Source organism: Nonomuraea sp. NPDC050328 (genome assembly GCF_044459405.1).
Taxonomy (GTDB): domain Bacteria; phylum Actinomycetota; class Actinomycetes; order Streptosporangiales; family Streptosporangiaceae; genus Nonomuraea.
Genome location: NZ_JBITIW010000017.1, coordinates 141,699 through 168,046, shown reverse-complemented (window position 1 = coordinate 168,046; position 26,348 = coordinate 141,699). Strand labels below are relative to the sequence as shown.

At 70.2% G+C, this 26,348-nt stretch carries 25 protein-coding genes and 1 pseudogene; 13 read left to right on the top strand and 13 right to left on the bottom strand.

Going from position 1 to position 26,348, the window contains the following annotated elements; genetic code table 11:
* The first annotated feature begins 38 nt into the window (after positions 1–38).
* Positions 39–2,357, top strand: coding sequence for a hypothetical protein (locus ACIBG7_RS41800; RefSeq protein WP_397339883.1), 2,319 nt, complete (start codon positions 39–41; stop codon positions 2,355–2,357).
* 81 nt (positions 2,358–2,438) lie between these two features.
* Here ACIBG7_RS41800 and ACIBG7_RS41795 read toward each other — a convergent pair whose 3' ends face one another.
* Positions 2,439–3,053, bottom strand: a complete 615-nt coding sequence (locus ACIBG7_RS41795) for a TetR/AcrR family transcriptional regulator (protein WP_397339882.1) — start codon at positions 3,051–3,053, stop codon at positions 2,439–2,441.
* Between the two features lie 116 nt (positions 3,054–3,169).
* Between ACIBG7_RS41795 and ACIBG7_RS41790 the strand changes: the two genes are divergently transcribed.
* Positions 3,170–4,084 (top strand): NmrA/HSCARG family protein, encoded by a 915-nt coding sequence (locus ACIBG7_RS41790; protein WP_397339881.1) that lies wholly within the window; start codon positions 3,170–3,172, stop codon positions 4,082–4,084.
* An 18-nt stretch (positions 4,085–4,102) separates the two neighbouring features.
* On the opposite strand, the gene ACIBG7_RS41785 is transcribed toward ACIBG7_RS41790, so the two are convergent.
* On the bottom strand, positions 4,103–4,744 hold the full coding sequence (locus ACIBG7_RS41785) for a TetR/AcrR family transcriptional regulator (RefSeq protein ID WP_397339880.1): 642 nt from the start codon (positions 4,742–4,744) through the stop codon (positions 4,103–4,105).
* A gap of 89 nt (positions 4,745–4,833) precedes the next feature.
* Here ACIBG7_RS41785 and ACIBG7_RS41780 point away from each other — a divergent pair, with 89 nt between their 5' ends.
* Both ACIBG7_RS41780 and ACIBG7_RS41775 read left to right on the top strand, forming a co-directional pair.
* Entirely contained in the window at positions 4,834–5,199 is a 366-nt protein-coding gene (locus ACIBG7_RS41780) for an SgcJ/EcaC family oxidoreductase (RefSeq protein WP_397339879.1), read from the top strand.
* Positions 5,196–6,029 carry an NmrA/HSCARG family protein gene (locus tag ACIBG7_RS41775; RefSeq protein ID WP_397339878.1) on the top strand — a complete coding sequence of 278 codons (834 nt, stop codon included), beginning with the start codon at positions 5,196–5,198 and terminating at the stop codon, positions 6,027–6,029. Before ACIBG7_RS41780 ends, ACIBG7_RS41775 begins: the two co-directional genes overlap by 4 nt.
* A 151-nt stretch (positions 6,030–6,180) precedes the next feature.
* On the opposite strand, the gene ACIBG7_RS41770 is transcribed toward ACIBG7_RS41775, so the two are convergent.
* Entirely contained in the window at positions 6,181–7,119 is a 939-nt protein-coding gene (locus ACIBG7_RS41770; protein WP_357936297.1) for a sulfite exporter TauE/SafE family protein, read from the bottom strand.
* A 386-nt stretch (positions 7,120–7,505) separates the two neighbouring features.
* Here ACIBG7_RS41770 and ACIBG7_RS41765 point away from each other — a divergent pair, with 386 nt between their 5' ends.
* From ACIBG7_RS41765 to ACIBG7_RS41755, 3 genes and pseudogenes are all read left to right on the top strand, one after another.
* Positions 7,506–8,072: a PadR family transcriptional regulator gene (locus ACIBG7_RS41765; RefSeq protein ID WP_397339877.1), complete on the top strand. Its 567-nt coding sequence runs from the start codon at positions 7,506–7,508 to the stop codon at positions 8,070–8,072.
* Positions 8,069–9,081, top strand: a pseudogene (locus tag ACIBG7_RS41760) (FAD-dependent monooxygenase); the annotation flags it as partial. The gene ACIBG7_RS41765 and the pseudogene ACIBG7_RS41760, both read left to right, overlap by 4 nt.
* Positions 9,061–9,639, top strand: a complete 579-nt coding sequence (locus ACIBG7_RS41755) for a hypothetical protein (protein WP_397339902.1) — start codon at positions 9,061–9,063, stop codon at positions 9,637–9,639. The pseudogene ACIBG7_RS41760 and the gene ACIBG7_RS41755, both read left to right, overlap by 21 nt.
* A 600-nt stretch (positions 9,640–10,239) precedes the next feature.
* Here ACIBG7_RS41755 and ACIBG7_RS41750 read toward each other — a convergent pair.
* Complete coding sequence (locus ACIBG7_RS41750) at positions 10,240–10,665, bottom strand: DoxX family protein (protein ID WP_397339876.1); 426 nt, start codon at positions 10,663–10,665, stop codon at positions 10,240–10,242.
* A 570-nt stretch (positions 10,666–11,235) separates the two neighbouring features.
* Positions 11,236–12,132 (bottom strand): sulfotransferase domain-containing protein, encoded by an 897-nt coding sequence (locus ACIBG7_RS41745; RefSeq protein WP_397339875.1) that lies wholly within the window; start codon positions 12,130–12,132, stop codon positions 11,236–11,238.
* 316 nt (positions 12,133–12,448) lie between these two features.
* Here ACIBG7_RS41745 and ACIBG7_RS41740 point away from each other — a divergent pair, with 316 nt between their 5' ends.
* On the top strand, positions 12,449–13,492 hold the full coding sequence (locus ACIBG7_RS41740) for an alpha/beta hydrolase family esterase (RefSeq protein ID WP_397339874.1): 1,044 nt from the start codon (positions 12,449–12,451) through the stop codon (positions 13,490–13,492).
* Positions 13,493–13,520: 28 nt separating this feature from the next.
* Here ACIBG7_RS41740 and ACIBG7_RS41735 read toward each other — a convergent pair whose 3' ends face one another.
* The 3 genes from ACIBG7_RS41735 to ACIBG7_RS41725 form a co-directional block, all read right to left on the bottom strand.
* Entirely contained in the window at positions 13,521–14,303 is a 783-nt protein-coding gene (locus tag ACIBG7_RS41735) for an alpha/beta hydrolase (RefSeq protein ID WP_357936281.1), read from the bottom strand.
* Between the two features lie 284 nt (positions 14,304–14,587).
* Positions 14,588–15,838 carry an MFS transporter gene (locus ACIBG7_RS41730; RefSeq protein WP_397339873.1) on the bottom strand — a complete coding sequence of 417 codons (1,251 nt, stop codon included), beginning with the start codon at positions 15,836–15,838 and terminating at the stop codon, positions 14,588–14,590.
* Between the two features lie 33 nt (positions 15,839–15,871).
* Complete coding sequence (locus tag ACIBG7_RS41725; protein ID WP_397339872.1) at positions 15,872–16,591, bottom strand: hypothetical protein; 720 nt, start codon at positions 16,589–16,591, stop codon at positions 15,872–15,874.
* Between the two features lie 126 nt (positions 16,592–16,717).
* Here ACIBG7_RS41725 and ACIBG7_RS41720 point away from each other — a divergent pair, with 126 nt between their 5' ends.
* Positions 16,718–17,947 (top strand): alpha/beta fold hydrolase, encoded by a 1,230-nt coding sequence (locus tag ACIBG7_RS41720; RefSeq protein ID WP_397339871.1) that lies wholly within the window; start codon positions 16,718–16,720, stop codon positions 17,945–17,947.
* A gap of 191 nt (positions 17,948–18,138) precedes the next feature.
* On the opposite strand, the gene ACIBG7_RS41715 is transcribed toward ACIBG7_RS41720, so the two are convergent.
* Positions 18,139–19,149: an NAD(P)-dependent alcohol dehydrogenase gene (locus ACIBG7_RS41715; protein ID WP_397339870.1), complete on the bottom strand. Its 1,011-nt coding sequence runs from the start codon at positions 19,147–19,149 to the stop codon at positions 18,139–18,141.
* 15 nt (positions 19,150–19,164) lie between these two features.
* On the bottom strand, positions 19,165–19,551 hold the full coding sequence (locus ACIBG7_RS41710; protein WP_397339869.1) for a nuclear transport factor 2 family protein: 387 nt from the start codon (positions 19,549–19,551) through the stop codon (positions 19,165–19,167).
* Positions 19,552–19,633: 82 nt separating this feature from the next.
* On the opposite strand from ACIBG7_RS41710, the gene ACIBG7_RS41705 reads away from it, so the two are divergent.
* Positions 19,634–20,197 (top strand): TetR/AcrR family transcriptional regulator, encoded by a 564-nt coding sequence (locus ACIBG7_RS41705; RefSeq protein ID WP_397339868.1) that lies wholly within the window; start codon positions 19,634–19,636, stop codon positions 20,195–20,197.
* Between the two features lie 35 nt (positions 20,198–20,232).
* Here ACIBG7_RS41705 and ACIBG7_RS41700 read toward each other — a convergent pair whose 3' ends face one another.
* Positions 20,233–21,666 (bottom strand): alpha/beta fold hydrolase, encoded by a 1,434-nt coding sequence (locus ACIBG7_RS41700; RefSeq protein ID WP_397339867.1) that lies wholly within the window; start codon positions 21,664–21,666, stop codon positions 20,233–20,235.
* 85 nt (positions 21,667–21,751) lie between these two features.
* On the opposite strand from ACIBG7_RS41700, the gene ACIBG7_RS41695 reads away from it, so the two are divergent.
* Together ACIBG7_RS41695 and ACIBG7_RS41690 are read left to right on the top strand one after the other, a co-directional pair.
* A complete protein-coding gene (locus ACIBG7_RS41695) occupies positions 21,752–22,303 on the top strand; it encodes a CGNR zinc finger domain-containing protein (RefSeq protein WP_397339866.1) in 552 nt (183 codons plus the stop codon).
* A gap of 153 nt (positions 22,304–22,456) precedes the next feature.
* Positions 22,457–22,681 carry a hypothetical protein gene (locus ACIBG7_RS41690; RefSeq protein WP_397339865.1) on the top strand — a complete coding sequence of 75 codons (225 nt, stop codon included), beginning with the start codon at positions 22,457–22,459 and terminating at the stop codon, positions 22,679–22,681.
* Positions 22,682–22,750: 69 nt separating this feature from the next.
* Here the strand turns inward: ACIBG7_RS41690 and ACIBG7_RS41685 are convergent, their stop codons facing one another.
* The gene (locus ACIBG7_RS41685; protein WP_397339864.1) at positions 22,751–24,409 is read right to left on the bottom strand and encodes a flavin monoamine oxidase family protein; all 1,659 of its coding nucleotides are present in this window, start codon (positions 24,407–24,409) and stop codon (positions 22,751–22,753) included.
* Between the two features lie 152 nt (positions 24,410–24,561).
* Complete coding sequence (locus ACIBG7_RS41680; protein WP_357936259.1) at positions 24,562–25,209, bottom strand: TetR family transcriptional regulator; 648 nt, start codon at positions 25,207–25,209, stop codon at positions 24,562–24,564.
* A gap of 75 nt (positions 25,210–25,284) precedes the next feature.
* Between ACIBG7_RS41680 and ACIBG7_RS41675 the strand changes: the two genes are divergently transcribed.
* Positions 25,285–26,133 carry an arylamine N-acetyltransferase gene (locus tag ACIBG7_RS41675; RefSeq protein WP_397339863.1) on the top strand — a complete coding sequence of 283 codons (849 nt, stop codon included), beginning with the start codon at positions 25,285–25,287 and terminating at the stop codon, positions 26,131–26,133.
* The last annotated feature ends 215 nt before the right edge of the window (positions 26,134–26,348 follow it).

Genomic DNA, 26,348 nt, shown 5'->3' with positions numbered 1-26,348 from the left:
ATGGGACCCCTTCCGTATCGCGAGAAAGGGACCCCCAAGTGAAGAGGACAGCACTGCTGCTGAGCGCCTTCCTGCTCGGCAGCCTGCTGGCCGTTCCCCCCGCAGCAGCCTCCGCCGCCGCACCGGCGAAGGTCGCGGTCACCAAGGTGAAGGCCGGCCCTCGGTCGTACTCAGGCACCTGCCCCACCACCGTCGGCTTCTCGGCGGTCCTCGTGGGCAAGGGCTCGGTACGGTACCGCTGGGTCAGGGGAGACGGCAGCAAGGGCAAGACCAAAACCATCCGCCTCAACGGCAAGGCCACGGTCCGCGACCGGCAGACCTTCGACCGCTCCATCCGCGGCTGGCAGGCCGTCCAGATCGCCGGCCAGAAGGGCCTGTCCAAGAAGGCCCACTTCACCGTCGACTGCGAGACCACCTACGACACCGCCGCCCCGCTGCCCCAGGGCACCGCCGGCCAGCCCACCGTCGCCGCCGCGCACGTCACCGCCTCGACCAGCGGCACCACCTGCCCGGTCACCGTGACCTTCACCGGCACCATCCAGGTCTCGCACACCCCGGCCCGCATCGCCTACCGCTGGATCGACAGCGCCGCCGGCCAGAGCCGCGTCGAGTACGCCGACTTCCCCGCCGGCGCACCCCGCAGCAAGACCGTCACCTCCACGCTCGGCGTCTCGGCGACCGGCACCGGCTGGCGGGCCATCGACCTGCTCGGCACCGGCCACGACTCCGGCCGCGCCACCTACACGGTCACCTGCGCCACCCCGCCGCCCGCCGGCCAGGAGTACGGCGTGGCCATCACCGAACTGACCCCCGGCGACCACACCGGCTCCTGCGCCGAGCCGGTCGCCTACCAGGCCACCGGCGTCATCACCCGCAAAGCCGGCACCGCCGCCACGATCAACTACCACTGGGTCCGCGACGGGCAGGCCGGCGACGAGCAGACCGCCACCTTCACCAACGGCACCGCCACCGTCACCCTCGCCTGGCACCACGCCGGCCGCGAGGAGAAGGCCGGCACCCGGCACACCGTCGAACTGCGCCTGGCCGGCGGCAAGGGCACCGCGACCAAGACCTACACCTTCACCTGTAAGGACGCCCCCGAGGCCCAGGTCCGCATCTCCGAGCTCCAGGCTGACTCCTACAACGGCTTCTGCACGACCCCGCCGCAGCTCAAGGCCTCCGCGCAGCTCCAGGCTGCCCAGGCCGGCACCGTCGAGTACCACTGGGTCGTGGACGGTCAGGCGGGTCCGAAGAAGACGCAGGTCTTCCAGAACCCGGGCGCGGCTCGGGTGGACCACGTGTGGTCCTCGGTCAAGCCGGGCAAGGTCGAGCTGGTCGTCGACAGCCACGACAAGCCGCGCGCCGAGACCCTGTACAAGGTCGTCTGCAGCACCGAGAATCCCGACCCCGACCCCGTGGTGAGCATCGGTGAGATCACCAGCACCGACATCTACGGGGTGGAGTGCCCCAGCGACAGCGGCCGGGTGTGGGCGGACGTCCAGGCCGACCGCGACACCGAGATCAAGCTGTTCTGGACCGTGGACGGCCGGCAGGTCGCCACGCAGACGGTGGCGTTGACGGCGGGCCGGCCCAAGCGGGTGGGAGCCGTGATCCGGGCCGAGACGACGCGAGACGTTCCGGTCGTCCTGGAGGTGCTGAGCTTCAACAAGCCGAAGAAGTCGGCCACGCTCAAGGTTCTCTGCACCACCGTCAAGATCACCGATGTGAAGGCCTCGCCCGCCGAGTACGCCGGTCCGTGCAAGAGCGCGCCGGGCGACACCATCAAGCTCTCGGCGGTGCTGGAGTCGGACCGCGCCCAGACGGTCAAGTACCAGTGGGTCAACGGCGCCGGCGTGGTGCTGCGGAACCAGACCTTCGAACGCGTCTTCACCAAGCGCGGGTCCGCCACCGTCGAGGTGTACCTCACGACACGGGTCACCTCCAGGGACACCTACCGAGTCCGCCTGGTCAGCCCGCAGGCGGGGTACCAGTCCGAGGCCGTCTCGTTCTCGCACGTGTGCGCCAACGCGGAGATCACGCAGTCGCACGTCAAGAAGGACTCGGTCCGCACCTGGTGCACCGGCGAGCAGATCCCGTACGTGATGACGGCCACCATCAAGACCGAGTCGGCCGGGACGGTGCAGTGGCGCTGGGTCCGCAAGAGCAACCGCACGGGCAACCAGTGGGTGGCCGAACCCTGGCAGCTCACGGTCTTCAACGAGCCGGGACACGAGAACGTCGTCTACAACTGGGGCACCAGCGCCTCCGAGCAGGGCGACTGGCGGCTCGAACTGAACGCTCCGTGGTCGGTCACGAGCCGGGACCACACCTTCACCACCTGCCTCGACAGGAACTGACCTGAGACCGGCGGGGAGGGGCCGTCCCCTCCCCGCCGGTCACCCGTTCCGGCACCGGTGGTTCGGCGCCCCTGCCGGGTATCACCTCCGCCGGTTCGCCGTTTCCCCTGCTGGGCGCACTCCGGTCAGCATGAGGGTGAGCAGCCGGTCGACCTGGGCCGCGCCGTCGGGTTCCTGCTCCACGGCCAGGCAGATGGCGTTGACGAGGGTGAGCAGGTCCGTGATCGAGACGTCAGGCCGTGCGGCGTTCGCCCGGCAGGCCCGGTCCAGCAGGTTCGCTCCGGCGTTGGTGATCATGGCGTGACAGGTGGCGCCCACGGCGGGATCGCTGTCGTGGGCCCCCCGCATCAGCGACGTGGCCAGACCCCGGTTGGACACCACGTGCCTGGCGACGGCTCCCAGCCACGTCGCCAGCGCGTGCCCGGGGTCGGGGTCGGCGGCCAGCTCGGCGGCGGTGGCGCACAGGACCTCGACCTTGTCGTGGAAGACGGCCTCCAGCAGTTTCTGCCGGGAGGGGAAGTGCCGGTGCAGGGTGGCCGAGCCGACGCCCGCGCGCCGGGCGATCTCCTCCAGGGACGCTTCGGCTCCGTGCTCGGCGATGGCCTCGGCGGCCGCGGCCAGGATGCGGTCGTAGTTGCGGCGCGCGTCCGCGCGCATCGGCCGCGGGTGCGGGGTCGTACGGCTGGCGGGCGGCATGTGGTCTCCGGTGGGCTTGCAAAACGGGGTGGCCCTCCATATCGTACTCATCCAGAACCGGAGGGCCACCCCAGTTAGCGGGTGGCCGCCGCATGCCTACCGTCTGGAGACACATCGTGAAGACCATCGTGGTGGTGGGGGCGACCGGCCTGCAGGGCCGGGCCGTGACGGCGCAGCTGCTCGCCGACGGCTGGCAGGTGCGGGCGGTGACGCGCGATCCGGGCGCCCCCGCGGCCCGGACGCTGGCGCAGGCGGGCGCCGAGCTCGTCCGCGCCGAGATGGACGACCTCCCCTCGCTCGTCGCCGCGGCCGAAGGCGCCTACGGCCTGTTCAGCGTGCAGCCCACCGTCGGCTCCCCGGGCACCCCGGCGGGCTTTTCCGCCGAGGACGAGGTCCGCTGGGGCTGCAAGGTCGCCGACGCGGCACACGCCGCCGGGGTGCGGCACCTGGTCTACGCCTCGCTCGCCGGAGCGAGCCGCCACCACACCGAGAAACTGCCGCAGAACTCGATCAACAAGTGGCGGATCGAACAGCACATCACCCGGCTGGGCCTGCCCGTGACCTTTTTGCGACCGGTCTCCTTCATGGAGAACTACACCGGCGCCTACTACCTGCACGACGGCGCCCTGGCCACCGCGTTCGCCCCCGACGTGCCGCAGCAGATCATGGCCGTCGACGACGTCGGAGCCTTCGCCGCGCTGGCCTTCGCCCAGCCGGGCGAGTGGATCGGCCGCGCAGTGGACCTGGCCGGGGACGAACTGACCCCCCGTCAGATCGCCGCCGTCATCTCCGAGGCGATCGACCGGCCGCTGCCGTACGTGCAGATCCCGATCGAGGAGATCGCCAAGGTGGGTGAGAACTTCGCCTTCGCCTACACCTGGCTCAACGACCGCGGCTACCGCGCCGACGTCGCCTTCACCCGCGCCCTGCACCCCGGCCTGATGGACCTGCGCACCTGGCTGCAGCGGACGGGCGCCGCCCAGATCGCCGGCTTCCTGGCCGCCCAGGACACCGCCGAACAGGACCGATGAACGCGCTCACCCTTTCATCTACTCCCTTGACCAGCGGCCGGTGAAGAGCTCCTCGCCCGGCGGGGAGCCGGGCAACGGGCTGTGTCCCGGCCTCAACCCGTCGAGCGCTATCGCGACCAGCCGCCGGCGAGCCTCGGCGGCGGCGGTCAGCAGTTCGCCCTTGCCCTGCTTGCGAAGCTGGTCGAGCACCGGCGAGCGGCCGAACTGCTCGATGAGCAGCGAGATGTCGACCGCGGTCACGTCCCTGCGGAGTACGCCGGCCTGGTGTGCTCGCCGTACCAACTGGTCGAGGAGGTCATCGCCGCGGCGGGACTTGGCGCTCATCTCCTGGGTCACCTCGATGGTGCCGGCGACGGGCCCCAGCGAGCCCTGCCCGAACGCCACGCAGTCGTGGATGAAGGCCGCCAGTCCTGCCCACGGGTCGGGATCGGCCAGGCCCTGCTCGGCCGCCTCGTTCCAGTGGTCGAGGGAGAGCAGGCTGAGCCGCTGGAACAGCTCTTCCTTGGTCTTGTAGCGGCGGTAGAGGCTGCCGATGCCGACCCCTGCGCGGGCGGCGATGGTAGCGACGGACGCGTGCGCGCCGTCTTCGGCGAGCACGTCGCGGGCGGCCTGGAGCAACGTGCGGTCGTTGCGTTCTGCGAGCTCTTTGCGGGTGGTCATCGCGACACACTTTAACAGTTGCGGAGTGATTCGCTCCGGCATAGTCTCAGTGCGGAGCGAATCGCTCCGCGAAACTGAGGAGATGTGCCATGAACCCCGACATCAAGGCGATCGAGCAGGTCGTCCGCGACGCCGAAGAGCTGCAGAACGACGTGGACGGTTTCACCGGGCTGCTGACCCAGGAGGTGGCCCTGGTCAACTTCACCGGGATCCGGTTGCGCGGCCGTGACCAGGTCAGGCAGGTCATGGCCAAGGCACTGGACACCCCGCTCAAGGACGTGCTGACCAGGAACGAGCTGCTCGACGTCACGTTCCTGCGACCGGACGTGGCGCTGGCCCACCTGATCAAGCACGTCAACGACGGCCGCATCGGAGCGCTGACGTTCGTGCTGGTCAAGGACGACGGCACCTGGCGGATCGCGCTGGCCCAGACCACCCCGGTGGTGACGGCATGAGCGTCGCCCTGGTCATCGGCGCCACCGGCCGGCAGGGCGGCGCCACCGCGCGTCACCTGCTGAGCCGTGGCTGGCGGGTCCGTGCCCTGGTCCGCGATCCGAAAAGCCCGGCCGCCGGCCGGCTGACCGGTGCCGACCTCGTGGCCGGCGACCTGGAGGATCACGCGTCCCTGGAGCGGGCCATACGCGGCGTGGACGCCGTGTTCAGCATGCAGGCCCTGGCGTATGAGCCGGAAACCCTCAAAGCCGAGGTACGGCAGGGCATGCGCGTCGCCGATGTCGCGCTGGGCGCCGGGGTCGCGCACCTGGTCTACACCTCGGTCGGCGGCGCCGAGCGGCGTACCGGGATCGAGCACTTCGAGAGCAAGGCGGCGATCGAGGCGTACATCCGCGCCCTGGGGCTGCCCGCGACCATCCTGCGGCCGGTGTTCTTCATGGACAACCTGCTGCACTACGCCGGCGCCGAACGGGAACGGCTGATGGAGCTGCCGGTGCTCCCCGACCGGCCGATGCAGCTCATCGCCACCGAGGACATCGGCCGCATCGCCGCGCACGTCATCGACCACCGCGACGACTACCTGGGCGTGGAGCTCGAGATCGCCGGCGACGAGCTGACCTTCACCGAAGTGGCCGCAATCTACGAGCAGGTCACCGCAGTGCCGACGCGCCTCGTCCCCCTGCCGATCGAGGAGAGGATGTTCGAATGGTTCGCCGAGAGCGGCTACCAGGCCGACCTCGCCACGCTGCGGAAGGACTTCCCTGACTTGCTCACCTTCCAGGACTGGCTCGGCGGCCAGGTCCGCCAGACGTCACCGACACTCACCACCTGAAGAACAGGTTTGCTTCATCACCGGTTCCTCCCCAGCGGCCTGGACCGCAGTTTCGCCGAGGCCGCCCTGTCTCGGGTCGCTACCGCCCGAGGGACCGCACACGTGGCGAGCCGGCAGTCCAAGGTCGAGCAGGCGCAGATCGGGTGGCCGGTCAGGCGGTGGTCTTCTCCTCTTCGCCCGCCCGCCGCGCCAGTTCGGCCTCGACGGCCTCGACCGACTCGCGCTCCTTGTCCCGGCGGTACTCCCGCACCGAGTAGACGATGGCCGCGGCCCAGATCACGGCGATGACGATGTAGGCGATGGCCTGGACGTTGCCGGGAGCGTCGATCCAGTCGCTGCGCAGCAGGGTGCGCACGTTGGTCAGGATGATCACGCCGCCGACGGCCGAGCCGAGGATGCGCGGCGGGATGTGCCGCACCAGCCAGGCGGCGATCGGCGCGGCGATCACGCCGCCGACCAGCAGCACGGCGACCCAGGCGAAGTTGATGTTCTCCGAGCCGATGCCGACGAAGAAGCCGATGCTGGCGGCGATGGCGACCAGGAACTCGCTGGCGTCGATGGAGCCGATGACCTTGCGCGGAGGGATGCGACCGCTGGCCAGGATGGCGGGGGTGCCGACCGGCCCCCAGCCACCGCCGCCGGTGGCGTCGACGAAGCCGGCCACCACGCCGAGCGGGGCGAGGAAGCGCTTGCGCAGCGGCTTGCCGAGGTTGCCGCGTGGCAGGCCGAAGGCGGTGAAGCGGACGAGGATGTAGAGACCCAGCGTCAGCAGGATCAGCGACATCACGGGAGCGGCGATCTCGGTGGAGAGGCTGGACAGGAAGGTGGCCCCGGCGAAGGCTCCGGCGGCGCCGGGGATGCCGATCTTGGCGACGACCTTCCAGTCGACGTTGTTGAAGCGCCAGTGGGAGATGCCCGAGGCGAGGGTGGTGCCGATCTCGGCCAGGTGGACGGTCGCCGACGCGGCGGCGGCGTTGGTGCCGATGGCCAGCAGCAGCGTGGTGGAGGTGACGCCGTAGGCCATGCCCAGGCTGCCGTCCACGAGCTGAGCGGCGAAGCCGACCAACCCGAGCAGGATGAGGGAGCGCACGCCAACCCCTTCCGATTATTCCGACTGTATAAGTAGGAATAATCGTTAATCGGATCTCGGGAACCGTCAAGTCACGCTTCGGACACGCATCTCAGGATGTGAACGATTTCGGTCTGGTGCCTGGATGCGCCGTCAGGGCTGTGGCGGCATCCGCGCTGACGAGTTCCCGGATTCTGGCTGTGCTGCCAGCGGGCCGGCGAGACGACTGGGGCGTGACTGGAGAATGCCGGCCGGGGTTGGTTCAGGCCTGACGTGCCAGCATCCCGGTCTCGCCCTCGTCGAGCACCCAATGGAGAAGGTTCCTGGGCGACGGCTTGGCTGCAACGCGACAGACGGCTCATCCGTGCGACCAGATTCAACCCCCGCGGTCACTCCTCGAGGAGCCGATGCACGCCTACCGCATCCACGCGCTCACCAAGGCCCGCGGCAAGGACCGGCTCGTCAACGTTCGCGGCCGGGCGAGCATCTACCAGGCCATCGATCGGCTGCAACGACTCGGGCTCATCGCCGTTCGCGAGAGCGGCAGCGTCGACAAGCGGCCCGAACGCCGGGTCTACGAGATCACCGAACAGGGCCGCAAGGCCACCGGCCACTGGTTGAAGGAGATGCTCACCGAGACCGGCAACGAGTTCCCGGAATTCCTCGTCGGCGTCTCCTTCCTCACCGTGCTTACGCCTGAAGAGGTCCAACAGGAGTTGGCCAAACGCGCCGAGCGCCTGCAAACAGAACTCGACGCGCTCGACGCGGCGTTCCAGCAGGCCGGCGACGTTCCACGCGTCTTCATGCTCGAGGAGGAGCTCCGCCGCGCGAGCGTCAGGACCGAACTCGGCTGGCTCGGGTCCGTGCTCGACGACCTACGTGCCAAGCGCATCAGCTGGACCGACCAGTGGCTGATGGAGATGGCGGCCAAGTACAACTCCCAGATCGACGATCGGGAGGGGACCGCGTCATGACCACCACCCACGAGCACGTACCGGTTCTCATCGTCGGGGGCGGCCTCGTCGGCCTGGCCACCTCGATGTTCTTGTCCCAGCACGGCGTGCGCCATCTGCTCGTCGACAAGCACCCCGAGGTCACGCTGCAGGGCCGGGCGCGGGGCATCAACCCACGCACGATGGAGATCTACCGCGCCTTCGGAGTCGCCGACGCCGTGAACGAGGCGGGCACGCCGTTCGCTGACGATGCCGGCGGCGTGCGCTGTGAGACCGTGGCCGGTGAGTGGCAGTGGCTGTTCCCGCCGGAGCTGCCGCGGGCATGGCCCGAGCACACGGCCGGAACGTTCAACCTGGCCGACCAGAACGCCGTCGAGCCGGTCCTCATCGAGGCCGCTCAGCGCAACGGCGCCGAGCAGCGCTTCGAGACCGAGCTGACCGCCTTCGAGCAGGACGACGACGGCGTCACCGCCACTATCCGCGACCGGAGAACCGATGAAGCAAGGACACTCCGCGCCGACTACATGGTGGCAGCCGACGGGCGGCGGAGCCCGATCCGGGAACAGCTCGGCATCGCCAAGCCCCTCCGAGGGGAGACGCTGAACTTCGTCAGCGTCATCTTCGAGGCCGACCTCGACCAGCTCATCGAGCGGCGCGCGATCCTGTGGCTCATCGTGAACGAGAAGATCGGCGTCACCCTTCTCACCACGACCGCCAAGCACGGCCGCTGGGGGCTCGGCATCGGCTACGACCCGGCCACGCAATCGCCTGGCGACCTCACCGCGGAGCGCTGCGCCGAGATCATCCACGGTGCCTCGGCCGCGATGACATCCCCGTCGTCGTGAAGGACGTGACCCCGTGGACGCAGGAGGTGTCGGTCGCCGAGACGTCCCGGCGGGGGCGCGTCTTCCTCGCCGGCGATGCCGCGCACACCTGGTCGCCGGCCGGCGGCATCGGCGCCAACACCGGCGTCCAGGATGGTCACAACCTCGCCTGGAAGCTCGCCGCGGTGCTGAACGGCTCGGCCGCGCCCGCCCTGCTGGACAGCTACGAGCCCGAACGCCGTCCGATCGCCCAGGCCCTCGCCGAACTGACCGAGCTGCGGCAGGCCAGGCGCTCCGGCCGCAACCCGGAGCATGATGAGATCGACGACCTCCACTGGGCGCTCGGCCAGCGCTACACCTCGCCGGCGGTGCTCGGCGCGCGGTACGACACCGTATTCGGCGACGTCCTCGACCTGCACGGCCAGCCCGGTACGCGGGCACCGCACCTGTGGCTGGAGCGGGACGGCGAGCGCATCGCGGTGCACGACCTGTTCGCCCGCTCGTTCGTACTGCTCACCGGCGTGTACGGCAAGGCCTGGCTGGGCGCCGCGGACAACGTCGAGGTGTGCCGCATCGGCACGGCAGGCGAGAACGTGGAGCTGGTGGACGTCGAGTCGGAGTTCGCCCACCGGTACGACCTGGGAACCGACGGCGCGGTGCTGGTTCGGCCGGACGGCTACGTGGCCTGGCGCGCCGAGCCCGGCACCACCGACCCAGCCGGCGCCCTCCGCGATGCCCTCGCCACGATCCTCGGCCAGTCATAGCGAGCACTGACTCAGCCGGGACGTATTCGCCGGTCGAGTCCTCGGCGGTCTCGATCCTGCCCGCCGCCATGGCTCCACCAGTCTCCCGCATGTTCTCGCGGGCGTCTGCAGCCCGTTCGTTCGGCACTGAAGGCGGTGGGCGTCACACCCGGCGAACCGTTGTGGCCGTTCGATCCCGCGCGGCGGGAGCTGTTCGCCCGATACTGCAGCGCGTTCGAGCGTCACGACATCTCCGCGCTCGTGGCTCTGCTGCATGAGGATGCCACGTTGTCGATGCCGCCCTTCTCCTGGTGGCTTCGCGGCCGTGACCGATCAGGCAGGCGCTACTCGGTACCCAAGCGGCCTGTGCAGGCGCGCGCCTCGTCCCGACTGCGGAGAACGGCTCGCCTACGTTCCGGCAGTTGCGACCCGGCCCTGACGTGTCTCATCACCACACCCGACCTGGTCCGGCTGCGGACGTGTTACGAGCGCCTGCTCGGAGCGGTGGAGGTCCACCGCGTCCCGGGCTTCTTCGTCGGCCTGAAGCAGTGATTCCGAGCTAGGACTGACCGCCCGCTGGCAGGGCGCGATAACTTCTCCCGATACGTGGAATCGAGGGGGTTACGCATCAAAAGCTCCCCTCGTCCGGGCTGCGGGCAACAGCCTTCTGTCGGCCGGCCTGAAATGCCATGACGCGATCGTGAGAACGAGCAGGAAAAGCGCCGTGAGCGATTGATACCAGGCATCGCCGGAGGCGATGTGCGAGAACATCCCTCCTGTCAGCAGGAAGAAGATGCCCGCGTACGCCCATTCCTTGATGAGCGGCCGCTTGGGGACAAGAATCGCCACCGCTCCCAGGAGTTTCCATATGCCGAGGAGCGTGAGGATGTAGACGGGGTAGCCGAGCTGGACAATGCCCCAAGCGTAAGGAGGCGCCAGCGCCCCCTCGCCTTCTATTCTCAGCAGTTGCTGGATGCCGGAGCCGATCAGGCCCGATGCGAGCACCAGGGTGGTTCCCCAGTAAACGACCTTTCGTGTTCTCGTCATTTCCGGCACGCTAATGGCAGCCGGCTGGGCTGCGCTTCTTCATTCCTGATCGAGCGAGTGATCGTCATAACCAGTAGGTTGACGCCCAGCAGTCCAACCCCGCCATGGCAAAGGGTCGCGTCGGTGATCAGGCTCAGCCTGAGGGAGTCGGTCAGGATGGAGCGGCTGCTGACTGCCGCTCGGTGGGGTGCCTATGCGGTGCGTGATGATCCGCGTGCTGGTCGTGGAAGAGACCGGGTTTCTCAAGAGGGCGACAAGTCTCAGGGATCTGGTGCCAGTACTCCGGCACGGCGGGACAGCGATGAACCAGCACAGGCCGTTCACCAGCCAATCCCAGCGACGCTGGGGGATCTGTGGGCACGGACCGAGGCGGTGCAGGAGGTAGGAGATCCCGCGCGGGGTAAGACACGTGGAACAACCTGCCGACCAGGCTGGTGACGCGCGCCAGCGTCCACCGCTAATCCTCGTTCCACCCGCAGACGGCGGAAGCGACGGCGTAGGCCCCCGGCGCCCGTCGTGCGAGATCACCGGTCGGCGCCACTTCCGCGGTCAGCGCCGGTGCGTCCTCACTCATGCACCGCGCCCCCGGAGGTCGCCTGTCGCCGGCAGTGCGGGCCGGTGGATCCAGGCGGCAAGGTCCGCGGGCGCGCATTCGGCGATTCTGGCCGCGTACCGGGGAAGCTCCTCCTCGCTCAGGACCTGCCGCCACTGGCCCGTTGACCCGCTGTGGAAGAACTCGCTGTGGTCGTGATAAAAGCCGTCGTGGCTGGCCTCGGGCGCGAGGTCTCGGGCCCGGCCCTTCATGGCCGAGAACGTGGCGGCCTGGACCAGGTCCGGCCAGGCTGTCTCGGCGATGGCGATCCCGAGCCGGGCTGCCAGGTAGCGCATCTGCCCTTCGAGGTCGTCAAGGAGGTCCTCGTAGCGCAGCAGCACGATGTTCGGCCGGTCGCGGACCTGCCAGAACGTGTCCAGGTGGTGAAGCATGATCTCCAGGTCGGACACGGCCTTCCCGGGCGCGGCCGGATCGACCCAGGACCAGAAGCGCTCGCGCGCGGTCCCGCTCGGCAGAGGCGGAGCGGCGGCCAGCAGCTCGTCCAGGACCACGGCGCCCACGGTCTCCTTCCGCAAGGCGAGGGACACGGCCCGGTCGGTGTTGCCGGCATGGTTGTCCAGGGACACGGCCACATCCCTAGGGTCCCGGCTTGCGCACAGGTAGGTGACCCGGTCGTCGAAGGGCAGTCCGTCGAGGGGCGTGTGGGTCTTGATGAACCGCCGGTGCGTTTGTGCCTCGAGGTCGGCCAGCACTTCGGCGAGCGGGCGCAGCAGGACGTCCAGCCAGGGCGAGATCTGGTCGAGCGGCCGGTCGAACGTCGTGCTCTTGAAGATCTCCAGGGCGCAGATCATCTGCAGCCAGGTCGTGCCGCACTTCGCCGGGGTGCTGATCACAATGTCGCCGGGGCGGAACACGAAGTCGTCCCAGCGGGCCGAGTCCGTGAAGGAGGTCTGGTAGCGAACGCGTTCCCCTGAGCCCATGCGGGGAGAGTGACAGCAGCCGGATCGGGCCGTCAACGTCGGATCGCCGTCGTGGCCGGCAACTGGTAGAGGCATACGGGCAACGTGGCGTAGCGGTGAGCGTCGCGACGGTCGAGCGAGGTCTGGACAGCGTCGCTGATCTGGGTCTTGCGGTCATCTCCTGGAAGACCGTTGGTGGAATGTGCAATTTGGGGTGACCACGAGGCGGGGAGCTCTATGGGGGATATATCCGACAGGAGAGGTGCGGAAAATGAGAGCATCCCGGCTGGCAGTCGCCGTAGCAGGTCTGTCCATCGTCACGGTGGCTTGCTCCAGTGGTGCTCCCGCGGCGATGTTCGCGGCTCGGCCCAGCCCGACGAGCACCGCCGCCGATGAGGCCAAACTCGACAGGGAGCTGCTGGGCCCGAACCCGCCCAAGGCTCCCCAGTTGAGCGCGCCGGTCCAGAACTCCACGGTGCGGGTCGGCGGCATGACCCGCTCCTACGTCGCCTTCGTCCCCAAGGACCTGCCCAAGAACGCCCCGCTGCTGCTGGCCTTCCACGGCACGGGCATGAACGGCGAGCTCATGCGGGCCTACACGGGATACGAGTTCGACCAGCTCGCCGACTCCAAGAAGTTCGTCGTCGTCTACCCCAGCGGATACGGACGGCACTGGAACGACTGCCGCAAGGACGCCAAGTACCCGGCCCGCACCGAGAACGTCGACGACGTGGGATTCACCCGCGCGATCATCGACAAGTACCGCGAGTCCGACGACATCGACCCGAACCGGATCTTTGCCATGGGCTACTCCAACGGCGGCCACATGACCTATCGGCTGGCCTCGGAGATGGGCGGCCAGATCAAGGCGATCGCGCCCGTCGCGGCGAACTTCCCCGGGCCGGACAACAACGTCTGCCCGGCGATCAAGAGCCCGATGCCCATGCTCATGATCACCGGCACCAAGGACCCCCTCGACCCGTACAACGGCGGTGACGTGGTCGTGGCCGGCACCTCCTACGGCAAGGTGCTGTCCTCTCCCGACACCGCCGCCCACTTCGCCAAGCTCAACGACAACACCGCGACGCCGAAGGACACCACGCTCCCGCACCAGGCCGACTCCGGATCCACCTCGGTCGCCGTCAGAAGCTACGCCGAGCCCGGCAAGCCCCCGGTCACCCAGTACACCGTCAACAACGGCGGCCACGTCGTCCCCAACCAGGTCTTCGAAGCCCCGAGCCAACTCGGCCCGACGACGCATGACCTCGACGCGCCGCCGGTCATCTGGGACTTCTTCATGCAGAACAGCGGCTGACCGTACGGCTGGGCCGCACACGCTGCTGCTAGGGGCCGAGGAACCCGGCCACGTCGGCGGCGAATCGCGGGTGCCGGAAGGTCCCGAGGTGGCCTGTGCCCGGGTAGACGATCAGGCGCGCGTCCGGTAGCAGCTCGGCCGTCTCCCTGAACAGCTCGACAGAGTAGGCCAGGTCGCGCTCGCCACCGACGACCAGCGTGGGCGCCGTGATGCCGGCCAGCCGGTCGCGTACGTCGAAGGTGTCCTCGGCCTGGGCGAAGTGCAGCATGTCGAGCGGGTTGGACGGCCGCATCACAGGGTCGGCGAGCCACATCAAGGGCCGGATCACAGCCCTGGACAGCGGGGTCCTGCCGACCAGCGGCGTCTGGTGGTGCGCGCCGCGCCGACCGGCGGCCACCGCTTCGGTGTAGCGTCGCTGGGCCTCGCGGGTGCGCGGGGTCAGCGTGTACGCCGCCCCGGCCACCACCAGTCGCCGGACACTTTCCGGGTGGTCGGCCGCCAGCTGGAGTGCCAGGGAGCCGCCTGACGACATGCCCAGCACGTCCACGGGCTCGCCGAACCGGTCGGCCAGCGCCTCGGCGTGCTGGGCGGCGAGGTCGGCCATGGTCGTGCCCGCAGGCAGGCCGGGTGCGCGGTTGACCGCGTACACGAGGAAGTGCCGCCCGAGCGGCTCCATCACCTTGCTCTCGGCCTTGCGCTCCCATTTCGTGGGGTTGGTGTGCTCCGGCGTGAACCATCGCAACACCACCAGCGGCCTTCCCGCGCCGACGGTGTAGTACGGCAGGCCGTGTTTGAGCGTGCCCTCGGTCATCCCGCCTCCCTGGTCCTTAGGTGACGCGCTCGAACGCCTTGGCGACCGAGCGGGCAGGGGTGGTGGTGCCCGCCACGGCGGACGACGGCGGCCCTGGGGAACAGGATCGCCCATCCGACGGCCGCCGCGCCAGGCACACCGCCCGTCCAGGCCGGGAGCCGCCGGGAACCTACCGGGCCGGGACCCACGACGGCGGGAGTGTCCTGCCACGGCCCCGGCTCGGCTCCCCGCTCCAGGGGCCCGCGACGGAGCCGCTGGAGCGGGTCGACCTCGAGCAGGCCCGCTCACGCGGCCTTGGCCAGACTTGCCCGCATCGGGGCCGCGATCGACCGCGGCCACAGGAGGACGGCGCCGACGCCGCCCACGGCCGCCAGTGTCGCGAGGAGCGACCAGGTGAGGGTGAAGCCCGCGGCAGTGCCGAGCCAGCCCGCGATCGGGTAGGTGATCAGCCAGGCCAGGTGCGACAGGGAGAACTGGGCGGCGAACACCTCGGGAACCGCGGCCGGGGCGACGGAGGCCCGCAGGATGGCGCCGGTCGGCGTGATGACCAACGCCATGCCCGCGCCGATCACGGCCCAGACGCCTGCCGTACCGGCCCAGAGGCCTGCCGTACCCGCCCAGGTGTCCGGCCCGGCGGCGACCAGGGTGACCGCGGTCGCGGACGCCGCGACCAGGGTGCCCGCGCCGGCCATCATCACGGCGCGGGCGGCGACGCGGCGGAGCACGCGGGGCAGCACCAGCGCGGCCAGCAGGGTGCCCGCGCCGGAGGCGGCGAGCATCCAGCCGACGTCCTGCTGCGAGCCGCCGAGCTCGTCGCGGACGTAGTTGACGGTGCTGACGATGACGATCGAGCCCGCGGCGGCGACCACGAGGTTGAGCGCCAGGACGCCGCGCAGTTGCGGTGTCGTGAGGAAGGTCCGGATCCCGGCCGCCGCCTTGGCCCATGCTCCGGCGTGGGCGCTGGGCGCGGCGTCCGGGATGCGGGTGGGCGCGATGAGCAGGGCCGACAGCAGGAACCCGGCGGAGGTGCCGAGGAAGAGCCAGGAGAAGTCGATGAACGCCAGCGCGACCGCGGCCAGGACCGGGCTGAGCAGGCTCTCCATGGTGGAGGCCACCTGCGAGGCGGACAGGGCGCGGGTGTAGTCGGTCACGTCGGCGACGATCGCCGGGATGACCGCCTGGAACGTCGGGGTGAACGCGGCCGACGCCGCCTGGAGCAGACCGATCAGCACGTAGACGTGCCAGATCTCGGTCACGAAGGGAAGCGCCAGGACGACCCCGGCCCGGACCACGTCGAGCAGGATCAGGAAGGCGCGCCGGGGAAGGCGGTGGATGTAGGCGGCGGCGAGGGGCGCGATGAGCACGTACATGACCATTTTCACGGTCAGGGCGGTGCCGAGGACGGTGCCGGCGCTCGGCCCGGCCAGCTCGTAGGCGAGCAGGCCGAGCGCCACGGTGGCCAGTCCGGTGCCGAAGAGGGAGATGATCTGGGCGGCGAACAGGTGGCGGTAGTCGCGGATGGCGAAGAGGCTCATGACGGGGTCCCTTCCGCGAGCGCGGTCTCGCGGCTAGCGGTGTGCGGCACGCATGGTGAACTCGGCGGTCCTGACCACGTCGTCGTGCTGGAAGTCGAGGTAGAGGCGGTAGAGACCGCCTGCGGGCGCGTGGGCCGCGAAGGCGACCTCGGGGCCGGTGCGCTCCTCGGGGTGCACGTGCAGGTAGCCCAGGTCGCCGACGCGCAGCGCCACCAGGTGGCCGTGCGCGCCCAGGTAGGGCTGCAGGTCGGTGACCGTCTCGCCGTCCTTGCGGACGGTGAACGCCAGTTCGCCGTGGGCCAGGCCGCCGTCGAGCGTGACCGTGTACGCGCCGACCCGCGCCTCGCGCCGCTCGGCGGGGATCGCCTCCGGCTCGTACGGCCCGGCGACCGAGACGTCGACGCCCAGCGTCAGGCTGCCGTGGTGGGCGGCCGGGTGGATGTCGGCGAAGAACCTCCACACGCCGGGCTCCAGCCGGACGTCCACCCGCCACGTGCCCTCGGCGTCCATGACCGGGTGGACGTGCTGGAAGCCGGTGGTGTCGCGCCTGACGACGATGAGGTGGAGCTCCTTCTCGTGCTCGGTGACGAAGTCGGTCACGGGACGGCCGTCGGGGCCGATGATCCGGAAGGACACCGGCTGCGTGCCGGCGGGGAGGATCGCGCCGTCGAACTCCAGGGTGTATCCGCTCTCCGAGACGGCGAGCCCGCCGAGCTGGGCAGCGGCGTGGTGGGTCATGTCGTGGGTCCTCATGGTGTGCTCCAGGTGTGATCGCGTCGGTCGACAGCCAGGAACACAATACCCCTATGGGGTATTCCCGCCACCACGATATGTGTCTCATCGGCGGAGAAAAGGGGCTAGATCACTCGTTGCCCAGGTATGAGCAGCGGACCCGGGTGGTTACGAACGGCATCGCTCTTCATCGTCGCGGTTCCCGCCGGGCTGGCGGCCGGGCTGGGAGCACTGTGGGGAGCCGCGGCCCTGACCGGCCATCGGCCTCTGGCCCTGGCGGCTGGCGGCCTGGCGCTGGCGGGCGTGGTCTGGTGGCTGTGCCGGGCGGCGCTGCGGCGGGCGGGAGGCGCGGGGGTGCGTCGCTGGACGCCGATCGTGGTCGCCGGGGCGGTGCTGACGGTCGTGGCGATCCCCGTCGCGGAGCTGCTCTTCGGCGGCCCGGCGCTGCGGCCGACGGCGTACGGGCCCGGCATCGCACACTGGGACCTGCCGACCGGCTCGCGCATCGCCTACACGCGCACCCCCGCGCAGGGCGACCGCCGGGCGACCCCGGTGATCCTCGTGCACGGCGGTCCCGGCGCGCCGAGCCCCGAGCCCTCGCCCCTCGCACCCGCGCTCGCGGCCGAGGGCTTCGACGTGTACGACTACCACCAGGTCGGCGCTGGACTGTCCAGCCGCCTGCCCGACGTGAGCGGATACACCGTCGCCAGGCACGTCGCCGATCTCGACGCCATCAGGGTCACCCTCGGCGCCGACCGCGTGGTGCTGGCCGGCGTCTCCTGGGGCGGGCAGCTCGTCGCCGCCTACCTGGCCGCGCACCCGGACCGGGTGGCCCGTGCGGTCGTGGCCTCGCCGGGAACCCTGTGGCCCGCCGCTTACGCCGACAACCGGCAACTGACCGAGGGCGGTTCGCGCGACCAGAACGCGGTGCTCTGGGAACGGCATCCGCGCTTCCTGGCGGCGCACCTCGTCGCCGGGATCGCGGGGCCGCGCGTCGCCCACGTGCTGTTGCCGGACGAGGCGATGGACGGCGAGTACGAGGCCATGGTCGGCGACCTCGACATGCGGGCGGGGTGTGCCGGACAGCCGTCCCGGGTGCCCAGGTGGGGGTCGGGGTACGGATTCTGGGCCAACGCCATGTCGGTGCGTGACGCCGCCGAGGTCGCCGATCCCCGGCCCGCGCTGCGCCGGGTGACCGTACCCGTGCTGGTGGTGCGCGGCTCGTGCGACTACCTGGTGCCCGAGGTCGCCGGCGAGTACGCCGAGGTGCTGCCCGGCGCCCGGCTGCGCACGATCGACGGAGCCGGTCACGAGCTCGCTCACGACCGGCCCGACGAGTACCGGCTGCTGGTGGCGACCTTCCTGCGCGGCGGCTAGTGGACGCCGACGGCTCGCACCCGCGAGCCGTCCTCGAGGTCCGCGACCGTGTGGGCGTCGTCGACCAGTCGGGCGGGGAATCGAGGGCGGGGACTTCTTGTCGCGGGCCGGTGCCGTCTACGGCATCGCCGGGCACAGGCGGTCAACCTCGGGGGAGCGGTCATGGTCGCCTGGTACGGCAGGCGAGCCGCTCACACGGTGATGACGATCTTGCCGAAGGTCTCACCCGAGGACGAGGCGTAGTGGCGGTAGGCGTCGGGCGCCTGGTCGAAGGGGAAGACGCGGTCGATGACCGGCCGGAGCCGGTGCGCCTCGATGAGCTGGTTCATGGCCAGGAACTGGGCCCGGCTGCCGACGGCGATGCCGCGGACGACGGCTCCGGCGGCGAAGATCGCCCGGGGATCCAGGAGCGGCGGCTGGCCGGAGACGAACCCGACGCTGGCGACGTGACCCCCGATCGCGACCGCCCTGAGCGACTGCCCCAGGTCACCGACGACGTCGACGACGCGCTCGGCGCCCTGCCCCGAGGTCAGCTCCCGGACTCCGGCCGCCCAGTCGGGCGTGGCCCGGGAGTCGATGATCTCGTCGGCGCCGAGGGCGGACAGGCGCTCCGCCTTGGCCGGGCTGCTGGTGGTGGCGATCACCCGGGCGCCGAGCGCCTTGGCGAACTGCAGCGCGAACAGGGACACCCCTCCGGAGCCCTGGGTGACGACGGTCTGCCCGGACAGCGAACCGGAACCGTCGCCGGTCAGGGCGTTCCAGGCGGTGACGGCGGCGCAGGGGAGGGTCGCCGCCTCCTCGTAGGACAGGTGATCGGGGATCGGCACGAGCGCGTTCGCGTCGAGCAGCGCGAGTTCGGTGAGCAGGCCGTCCAGCGAGCCGCCCAACTGTGGCAGGTGCTGGAGGCCGAACGGGCCGTCCTGCCAGCTCGGGAACAGGGTGGCCGTCACCCTATCGCCGGGCTTCGCCGTACGGACTCCAGGGCCGACCGCGACGACCTCGCCGGCCCCGTCGGAGACCGGCACCACGTCCGGTTTCACCGGGAGCACGTAGTCGCCGCGCAGGATCATCAGCTCGCGGTAGCTGAGCGACACGGCGCGCACCGCGACGAGCACCTGTCCGGGACCCGGCCTGGGGTCGGGGTGGTCTTTGATCGTCAAGCCGGCGATCCCGGCCCCGCTGTTGACGTGGTAGCTGCGCATGAGGGGGTCGACCCTTCAGTTGTCGGTGGCCAGCGGGACTTCGCCTGCGGTCTTGCTGTAGCCGAGGGCCTCGATGATCCGGCCGTCGCGCACGTGCATGAGGTTCACCCCGCTGACCCAGTCCGAGGGGCCGGGGCCGTAGCGGTAGTTCCAGCGGATCGTGGCGCGTTCTCCGGCGATCACGACCTCCTGCGGCTCGAACTGGCTGGTGTGATCGTCCACGAGCGCACCCCACCACTCCAGGCAGGCCTGGCGGCCGGTGACGCGTTCCCCGGTGGGAGCCGGCTGGACGGACTCCATCACGCAGTCCTCGGCGATCAGGTCGGTGAGCAGGTCGCGGTCGCTTTCGACGAAGGCGCGGTTGAAGCGGTCGATGACCTCGGCGGTGGAACGGAAAGACATCAGGACTCCAAGTAGATAGATCGATCGGTCTACGTATATCGACCGGTTGATCTACTTGTCAATCCATGGCAGCCTGGCCTTCATGAGCGTTCGCACCCAGCCAGGCCCGCGAGAGCGACTCCTGCGGGCCGCCCACGAGCTGATCTACAGCCAGGGCGTGAACGTCGGCGTGGACGCCCTCCTCAAGGCGGCGAACGTGGCCAGACGATCCCTGTACGAGCACTTCGGCGGCAAGGACGGCCTGATCGTCGAAGTCCTCAGCTCCGCCGCCGCCGACGACGCCGCCGACTACCGGAACACCATGGACCGCGCCGGCGACCACCCTCGCGAGCGCCTGCTGGCCGTGTTCGACCGGCTCGGCGAGATCATCGCGAGGCCCGGGTTCCACGGCTGCCGCTACCTGGCCGCCGACCTCGCCCTGACCGACCCCGACCATCCCGCGCACCAGGTCAGCCGCGACTACCGGTCGCAGGTCCACGAACTCCTGAAGCGCGAGCTGGTGGCGCTTCGACACCCGCGGCCCGAGCACGCCGCCCACCAGCTCTTGCTCCTCATCGACGGCACCCTCGCCGCCGGAGCGACCCGCCCCGGCACCGACGCGGCGTCCGCCGCGCGGGAACTGGCCGAACACGTCCTTGCCGGCTGACCACCGCGGCGGACACGTTTCCCGGGGGATCGTGGTCAGTAGCCGACGGTGAAGCGTTCCCGTACGAAGGTGCCGTGTTCGAGGGCGTCCACTGCGGCGGCGGCGAAGTCTGCGACCGTGATGCGGCTGACTCCCTGATCGTCGAGGACCGGCTGGTCCCCGGCGGCGGTGCGGTAGACGCCGGTGCGTTCGCCGGGAACCAGGTGCATCGGGGGAGGGCTGAGGTAGGTCCAGTCGAGGGTGTGGCCGGTGGTGCGCAGGATGGTCAGGGCGTCGGCTTGGTCCAGTGCGGTTTGCAGGTATTGGGCGGGGAAGTGTGGGGAGTCGACGAATCTGTGTCCGTCGGGTGTGAGCAGGCTTCCGCCGCCGCCGACGAACAGGACCCGGCCGACGCCGGCCTCGATCAGTGCGGCGGCTGCTTTGGGTACCAGGCGGTCGGGGCCTTTCACCGAGACGACGACGGCGTCGTGTCCGGCGACTGCCTTTCTGATGGAGGCGGGGTCGCGGACGTCGACGTCGGTGCTCGACAGTGGGGTGACTCGGTGGCCGCGGATGGTCGCCTCGTGGGCGATGGCGCTGCCGAGGTGGCCTGAGGCGCCGATGACGGCGATGCGGCTGGTGATCGGGCTGGTGGTTCGGTTGGTGATCTGCTGGAGGAACCGGTCGATGAGGGGGGCGATCTCGGGCAGTTTGTCTTCCAGGGCGAAGTGGCCGGTGTCGAGCACGTGCAGGTCGGCGTCGGGTAGGTCGCGCAGGTAGGCGTGCGCGCCGGGTTCGGGGAAGAAGGCGTCCCCGCGTCCCCAGACGATCAGTGTCGGCGGCCGGTGCTCGCGCAGCCATTGTTGCCATGCGGGGTAGAGCTGGAGGTTGCTGCGGTAGTCGAGGGCGAGCGCCGTTTGGGCTTGCTTGCGGCCTGGCAGGTCGAGGAAGTGCTGGTCGAGTGTCCAGCCGTCGGGGGCGATCAGGCTGGGGTCGGTGGTTCCGTTTTCGTATTGGCTGCGGGTCACGGTGAGGGTGAACAGGTCGTCGGGTGGTGTCTGGATGGTGTGCTTGGCCAGTTCCGACAGGCCTTCTTGGTAGGCGTTGGCGTTCTGCACGATGAGTCCGGCGATCCGTTCGGGGGTGCGGGTCGCCAGCCGGAACCCGACGGGGCCGCCGAAGTCGAAGGCGTAGAGCACGAATCTGTCGAGGCCGAGCTTCTGGACGAAGCCTTCCATGACGTCTGCGAGCCGGTCGAAGGTGTAGGTGAAGTCCGCGGGGGCCTCGGTGTGGCCGAAGCCGGGGTAGTCGGGGGCGATGAGGCGGTGGCGGCTGCCCAGGGCGTCCATGAGTCGCCGGTATTGGTGGGAGGCGGAGGGGAAGCCGTGCAGCAGCAGGACGGGCAGTCCGTCCTTGGGGCCGGTCTCGCGGTAGAAGACGCGTACGTCGTTCACGTCGGCGAAGCCGTGGGTGATCGTGGGGAGATCCATTGCTAATGCCTCTTTCGTTGGTTGATGCGTTAGTTGTAGCGGCTTGCTGGCTAATGCGTCAACCCGTTGTTGTAGCATTAGATGCATGGATCTGTTCACGGGTGAGCTTCTGGCGTTGGACCTGGTCAACACGCGGGCCGCCACCTCCGACGGCGAGGCCGACGCGCTCGACGACGCCGCCGGCTTCACGGTGTGGCTCGCGCTGCAGGCCCACCGCCTCTCGCCGCTGCCGGCGATGACCCGCGACGACCTCCCCGCCGTCCGGGCCTTGCGCGAACACGTCCGCCAAGCCCTGGACGCTGTACGGCAGGGCGGAACCGCCCCCGACGCGGTCGCGGCCATCAATCAGGCTGTGCGGGCCGCTCCGCCGTACCGGATCCTGGCCGGCGACGGCACCGCCGAGACCCGCCGAGACGGCGACGCCCTCACCTGCCTGCTCGCCCAGTTGGCCGAGGCCGCGGTGGACCTGCTGTCCAGCCCGGACGTCGAGAGAGTGCGCGCCTGTGAGGGCCCGCACTGCCGGATGCTGTTCCTGCCCGCGCACCCACGACGGCGCTGGTGCTCGCCCACGCTGTGCGGCAACCGGGTCAGAGTGGCCAGGCATCACCAGCGGCGCAAGGCCGCCGAACGCCCTTGAAACGGGGTGCGCCGCCGGGATGAGAACCCGAACTCATCTCAGCCTTGACCGCTCTCCCAGCCCTCTCCTAGGTTCGCGTTGTTCGGTGAGCCGAGCCCTCAGGAAGGGATCGTCATGCGACAGGGGCACGCATCGCTCATCATCTTGAAGGCGATGCTCTTCACCACCCTTGCTCTCGGGATCCTGTGCGTGGGTGCGGGGATACTTCTGACGCTCTTCGACCAGCCGCGGCTCTACGACACGCCGACTTCGTATGCCCTGGTGCTCCTCAGCAAGCCCTTCCTGCTCATCGTCGGCGGTGGCTGCATGATGCTCGGCAGTGTCGCGGCGGCTCTCGGGTGCCGGTTCGCCACCTCTCCGCCCACGGAGTCCCGGTAGACGTCCATCCCTCAGGCCCGGCCGGAGTCCCCGGCGACCCGGCCTGACCTGAGGGTAGAGCCGGCACTCCTAGGCGCGCAGGGCGGCGAGCACCTCGTTCGCGGCTCGCTCGCCCTCGGTGGCGCCGCCGTTCATGAAGCCCTGGAAGTCGTAGGAGCAGTGCTCGCCCGCGAGGTGCACATTGCCCTGCGCCACTCCCTCGTACCCCGCGTAACGGTGCAGGTAGGAGACCGGCCAGTAGGAGTAGGCGCCGAGCGCGTTCGGGTCCTTGTGCCAGGCCGACAACTGGGCGCGGCCGTTCCAGCGCGCCTTCGTGCCGGGGAAGACGGTGTCGATGTGGCCGAGCGTCGCCGCCGCCAGCGAGCGGACGTAGGCGTCGGACTCGGTCGGGAAGGGCGTCGAGGGGTTGAGCGCGAGCGCGCGCGACCCGCCGTGGTACTGGATCAGGACGCCACCGGTGCCCGGCTGCCCCTTGGTGGTGTCCCAGCACTGCTGGAAGGGCAGGTCGGTGAAGCAGTCCCCGGCCGAGACGCCGGGCCACGGGCCGGTGCCGAGCCAGGTGCGGCTGGAGAACTGCATGTTCAGCTTCGTCACGTGCCCCATTCGCGCGTCGCGCAGCAGGTTCGTCATCCGCGTGTCGAACCCGGCGCGGGACAGATCGACGCGTTGCAGCACGGGCAGCGGCAGCGCGAGCACGGTGTGGTCGGCGGTGACCGTCCTGAGCGTGCCGCCTTCGTCGAAGGTCAGCGTCTGCGTGCCGTCGCTGTTGGCTCGTACGGCGAGCAGCCGCCAGCCGGGCTGCAGCGATCCCGCGGGCAGGGCCGCCGCCATGGCCCTCGGGAGCTGGTCGTTGCCGCCGACGATGTGGTAGCGCTCGTCCGACAGCCCCCAGACGTTGAAGTTCCCGGGATTCGGCTGGTAGCCGAGGAGCAGGATGAGCGCGAGCGACGACTGCTGGGCGGTGTCGGCGCCGTATTCGACGTTGTACGCGACGTCGAGGAAGCGGCCGAGGTCGGAGGCGTAGCCGCCGGGGACCCGCAGCTCGATCCACTCGCGCAGGGAGAGGTTGTCGAGCGCGATGCCCTCGGGGGTGGCGTCGTTCCATTTGACCTCACCCGCTGCCATGAGGTCCTGGTGGAGCGCCTGGTACATCTCCTTGAAATCGAGGTCGGCCTGGTGACGCGGGTAGTAGTGGCCGTTGAAGTGGAGGATCTCCTCGCTGCCGTTCGGCCCCGCGCCGGCGAAGTTGATCGTGGACAGGTCGAACCGGCGGCACAGCGCGAGCATCTTCTTGTGCTCGACGTCGATGAGCTCGCCGCCGATCTCGGAGGTCTGGCCGCCGAGCCAGTGCGAGCGCTGGGAGTAGATCCGGCCGCCGACCCGGGCCGGGTTGGCCTCGTACAGCACCGGGGTGGCTCCGGCGTCGCGCAGGGTGAGGGCGGCGGTCAGGCCCGCGATGCCGGCGCCGACCACCGCGACCCTGGCGGCCCTGGGCGGCTTCGCGGCGGGTGCGGTGTCCGCGGCGGCTCGGCGCGGTAGCGCCGGGATCGCCGCGGCGGCGAGCGCGGTGAGCCCGGCCCGCTTGAGCAGTTCGCGTCGCGCGAGCCGGTCGTCCGGAGCGGCGGCGCGCAGTCCACGCAGCTCGGCGACCGGTAAGCCGAGGCGGTCGGCGTCGCGGTGCTCGGCGGCCAGGCGCTGGAGCGCGCGCAGGGAGGAGGTTCGTGCCATGGGGGGTGACCCTTTCGATCGGTCTTGACGCCAGCCTGCGAAGCCGGGCCGATCATGACCAGTGGGCAGCGCGTAACGGATCGCCGCCTTCTGATGACACCCTGGTCAGCCCCGTGGGGTGGCGGTGTGCCGGGTCTGTTGCTTCTCTCGGATCAGGCGCCGCCCAGGTCGGCGAGGCTGATCTCGGCGTCGGGGAGCTGCTGGAGGTCCGGCCGGGCGCGCAGCCCGTCGAGCATCAGCGCCAGGTAGCGGTTCACGCTGTGCTGGGTGAGTTCGGTGCGCAAGCCGGGCATCGGGCGCAGCAGCAGGGCCATCATCAGCGTCACGTCGCCGGCGTCCACGTCCTGGCGCAGGTCGCCGTCGGCCTGGGCGCGGCGGACGAGCCGGTCGAGGATCTTCAGCAGGGTCTGGCGCAGCCGCGCTTCCTCGGGCTCGGCGTGGAGCTGTTCCCAGGTGCTGGTGAACCAGATCGACAGCCAGGTCGCCAGCCGGAGTTCGGCGGCGGCCCGGCGGACGAAGCGCGACAGTGCCCCCCAGGCGTCCGGCTCCTCGTCCTCGGCGTCGCGCGCGATGGCCACCACGCGGTGGAAGCCGTCCAGGGCGACCCCGCGCACCAGCGCCTCGCGGTCGGGGAAGCGGCGGTACAGGGTGGCGGTCCCGACGCCGGCGCGGCGGGCCACCTCGTCCATCGGCACCTCGGCGCCACGTTCGGCGATGAGGGCGCGGGCCGCCTCGATGATCTGCTCGCGGTTGAGCCTGGCGTCGGCCCGGAGCCGGCGTCCGGAACTGTCGTTTCCCACGCCAGCAGTATACGGATTCATGTCTCTCATATAGCTTTGATAAGTGGCGAATCTTGTATCACTTAGGAGGCCTGGATGGCGGCAGAGATCACCCTCGACGCGATACTCCACCGGATCGGGCACCACGGGCCCGTCGACGCCGGCCCGGAGACGCTGTCCGCCCTGCACCGCTCGTGGCGGACGGCTGTGCCGTACGAGAACCTCGACATCCAGCTCGGCAGAACGATCAGCCTCGATCCGGACGCGCTGTTCGACAAGCTGGTACGGCGGCGCCGCGGCGGCTACTGCTTCGAGCAGAACGCCGGCCTGGCCCTGCTGCTGCGCCTGGCCGGCTTCGGGGTGACGATGGTCGAAGCCGCCGTCATGCGCGCGGCGCGTGGCGAGGCGATGTGGGGCAACCACAACGCGCTGCTGGTCGACCTCGACGGCCGCCGCTGGCTGGCCGACGCGGGCATCGGGGACGGCTTCCTCGAACCGCTGCCCCTGCGGGAAGGCCCGCAGGTCCAGGGGAACCTGACCTACCGGCTGGAACGCCTCGATCCGGACACCTGGCGCTTCCACCACCACCCCGGCGGGACGATCGCCTCCTACGACTTCCGGCTGCAGCCGCGCGAGATCGCCGACTTCGCCGCCCGCTCCCGGGAGCTGTCCACCTCCGCCGACTCGGCCTATGTCACCACTCTCATGGCCGCCCGGCCGATCGCCGGTCACACCCTGCTCCTGCTGTCCCGCACGCTGCGCCGGCTCGGGCCCGATGCCAGGACGTCCCGGACGATAGGCGATGTGGACGAGTTCGCCGCAACGCTCTCCACCCAGTTCCTGGTGCCGCTCGACGACCTCGGGCGGGACGGCGTCGCCCGGCTCTGGGCCAAGTCCGGCACCCAGGACGACCTCTGGCGCGCACGCGTCGGCACCGGCCCTTGAATCCACCTGCTCCATGCCGGCCGTCGGTGGTAGGGCCTGTGCTGGGTGGGCGAGGTGGAGAAGATCCCTGGGGGAGCGAGATTCATGGTCACTTCCCGCACGCTGGATTGGAAGAGCTACGGCTTCGCCTGCAGCACGGATGGACCGACGGACCCCCTGGGGCCAGGAGAGCGCGCGCCAAGGTTTTCCGCTGCACGGCCAGGCGCCGCGGCTCG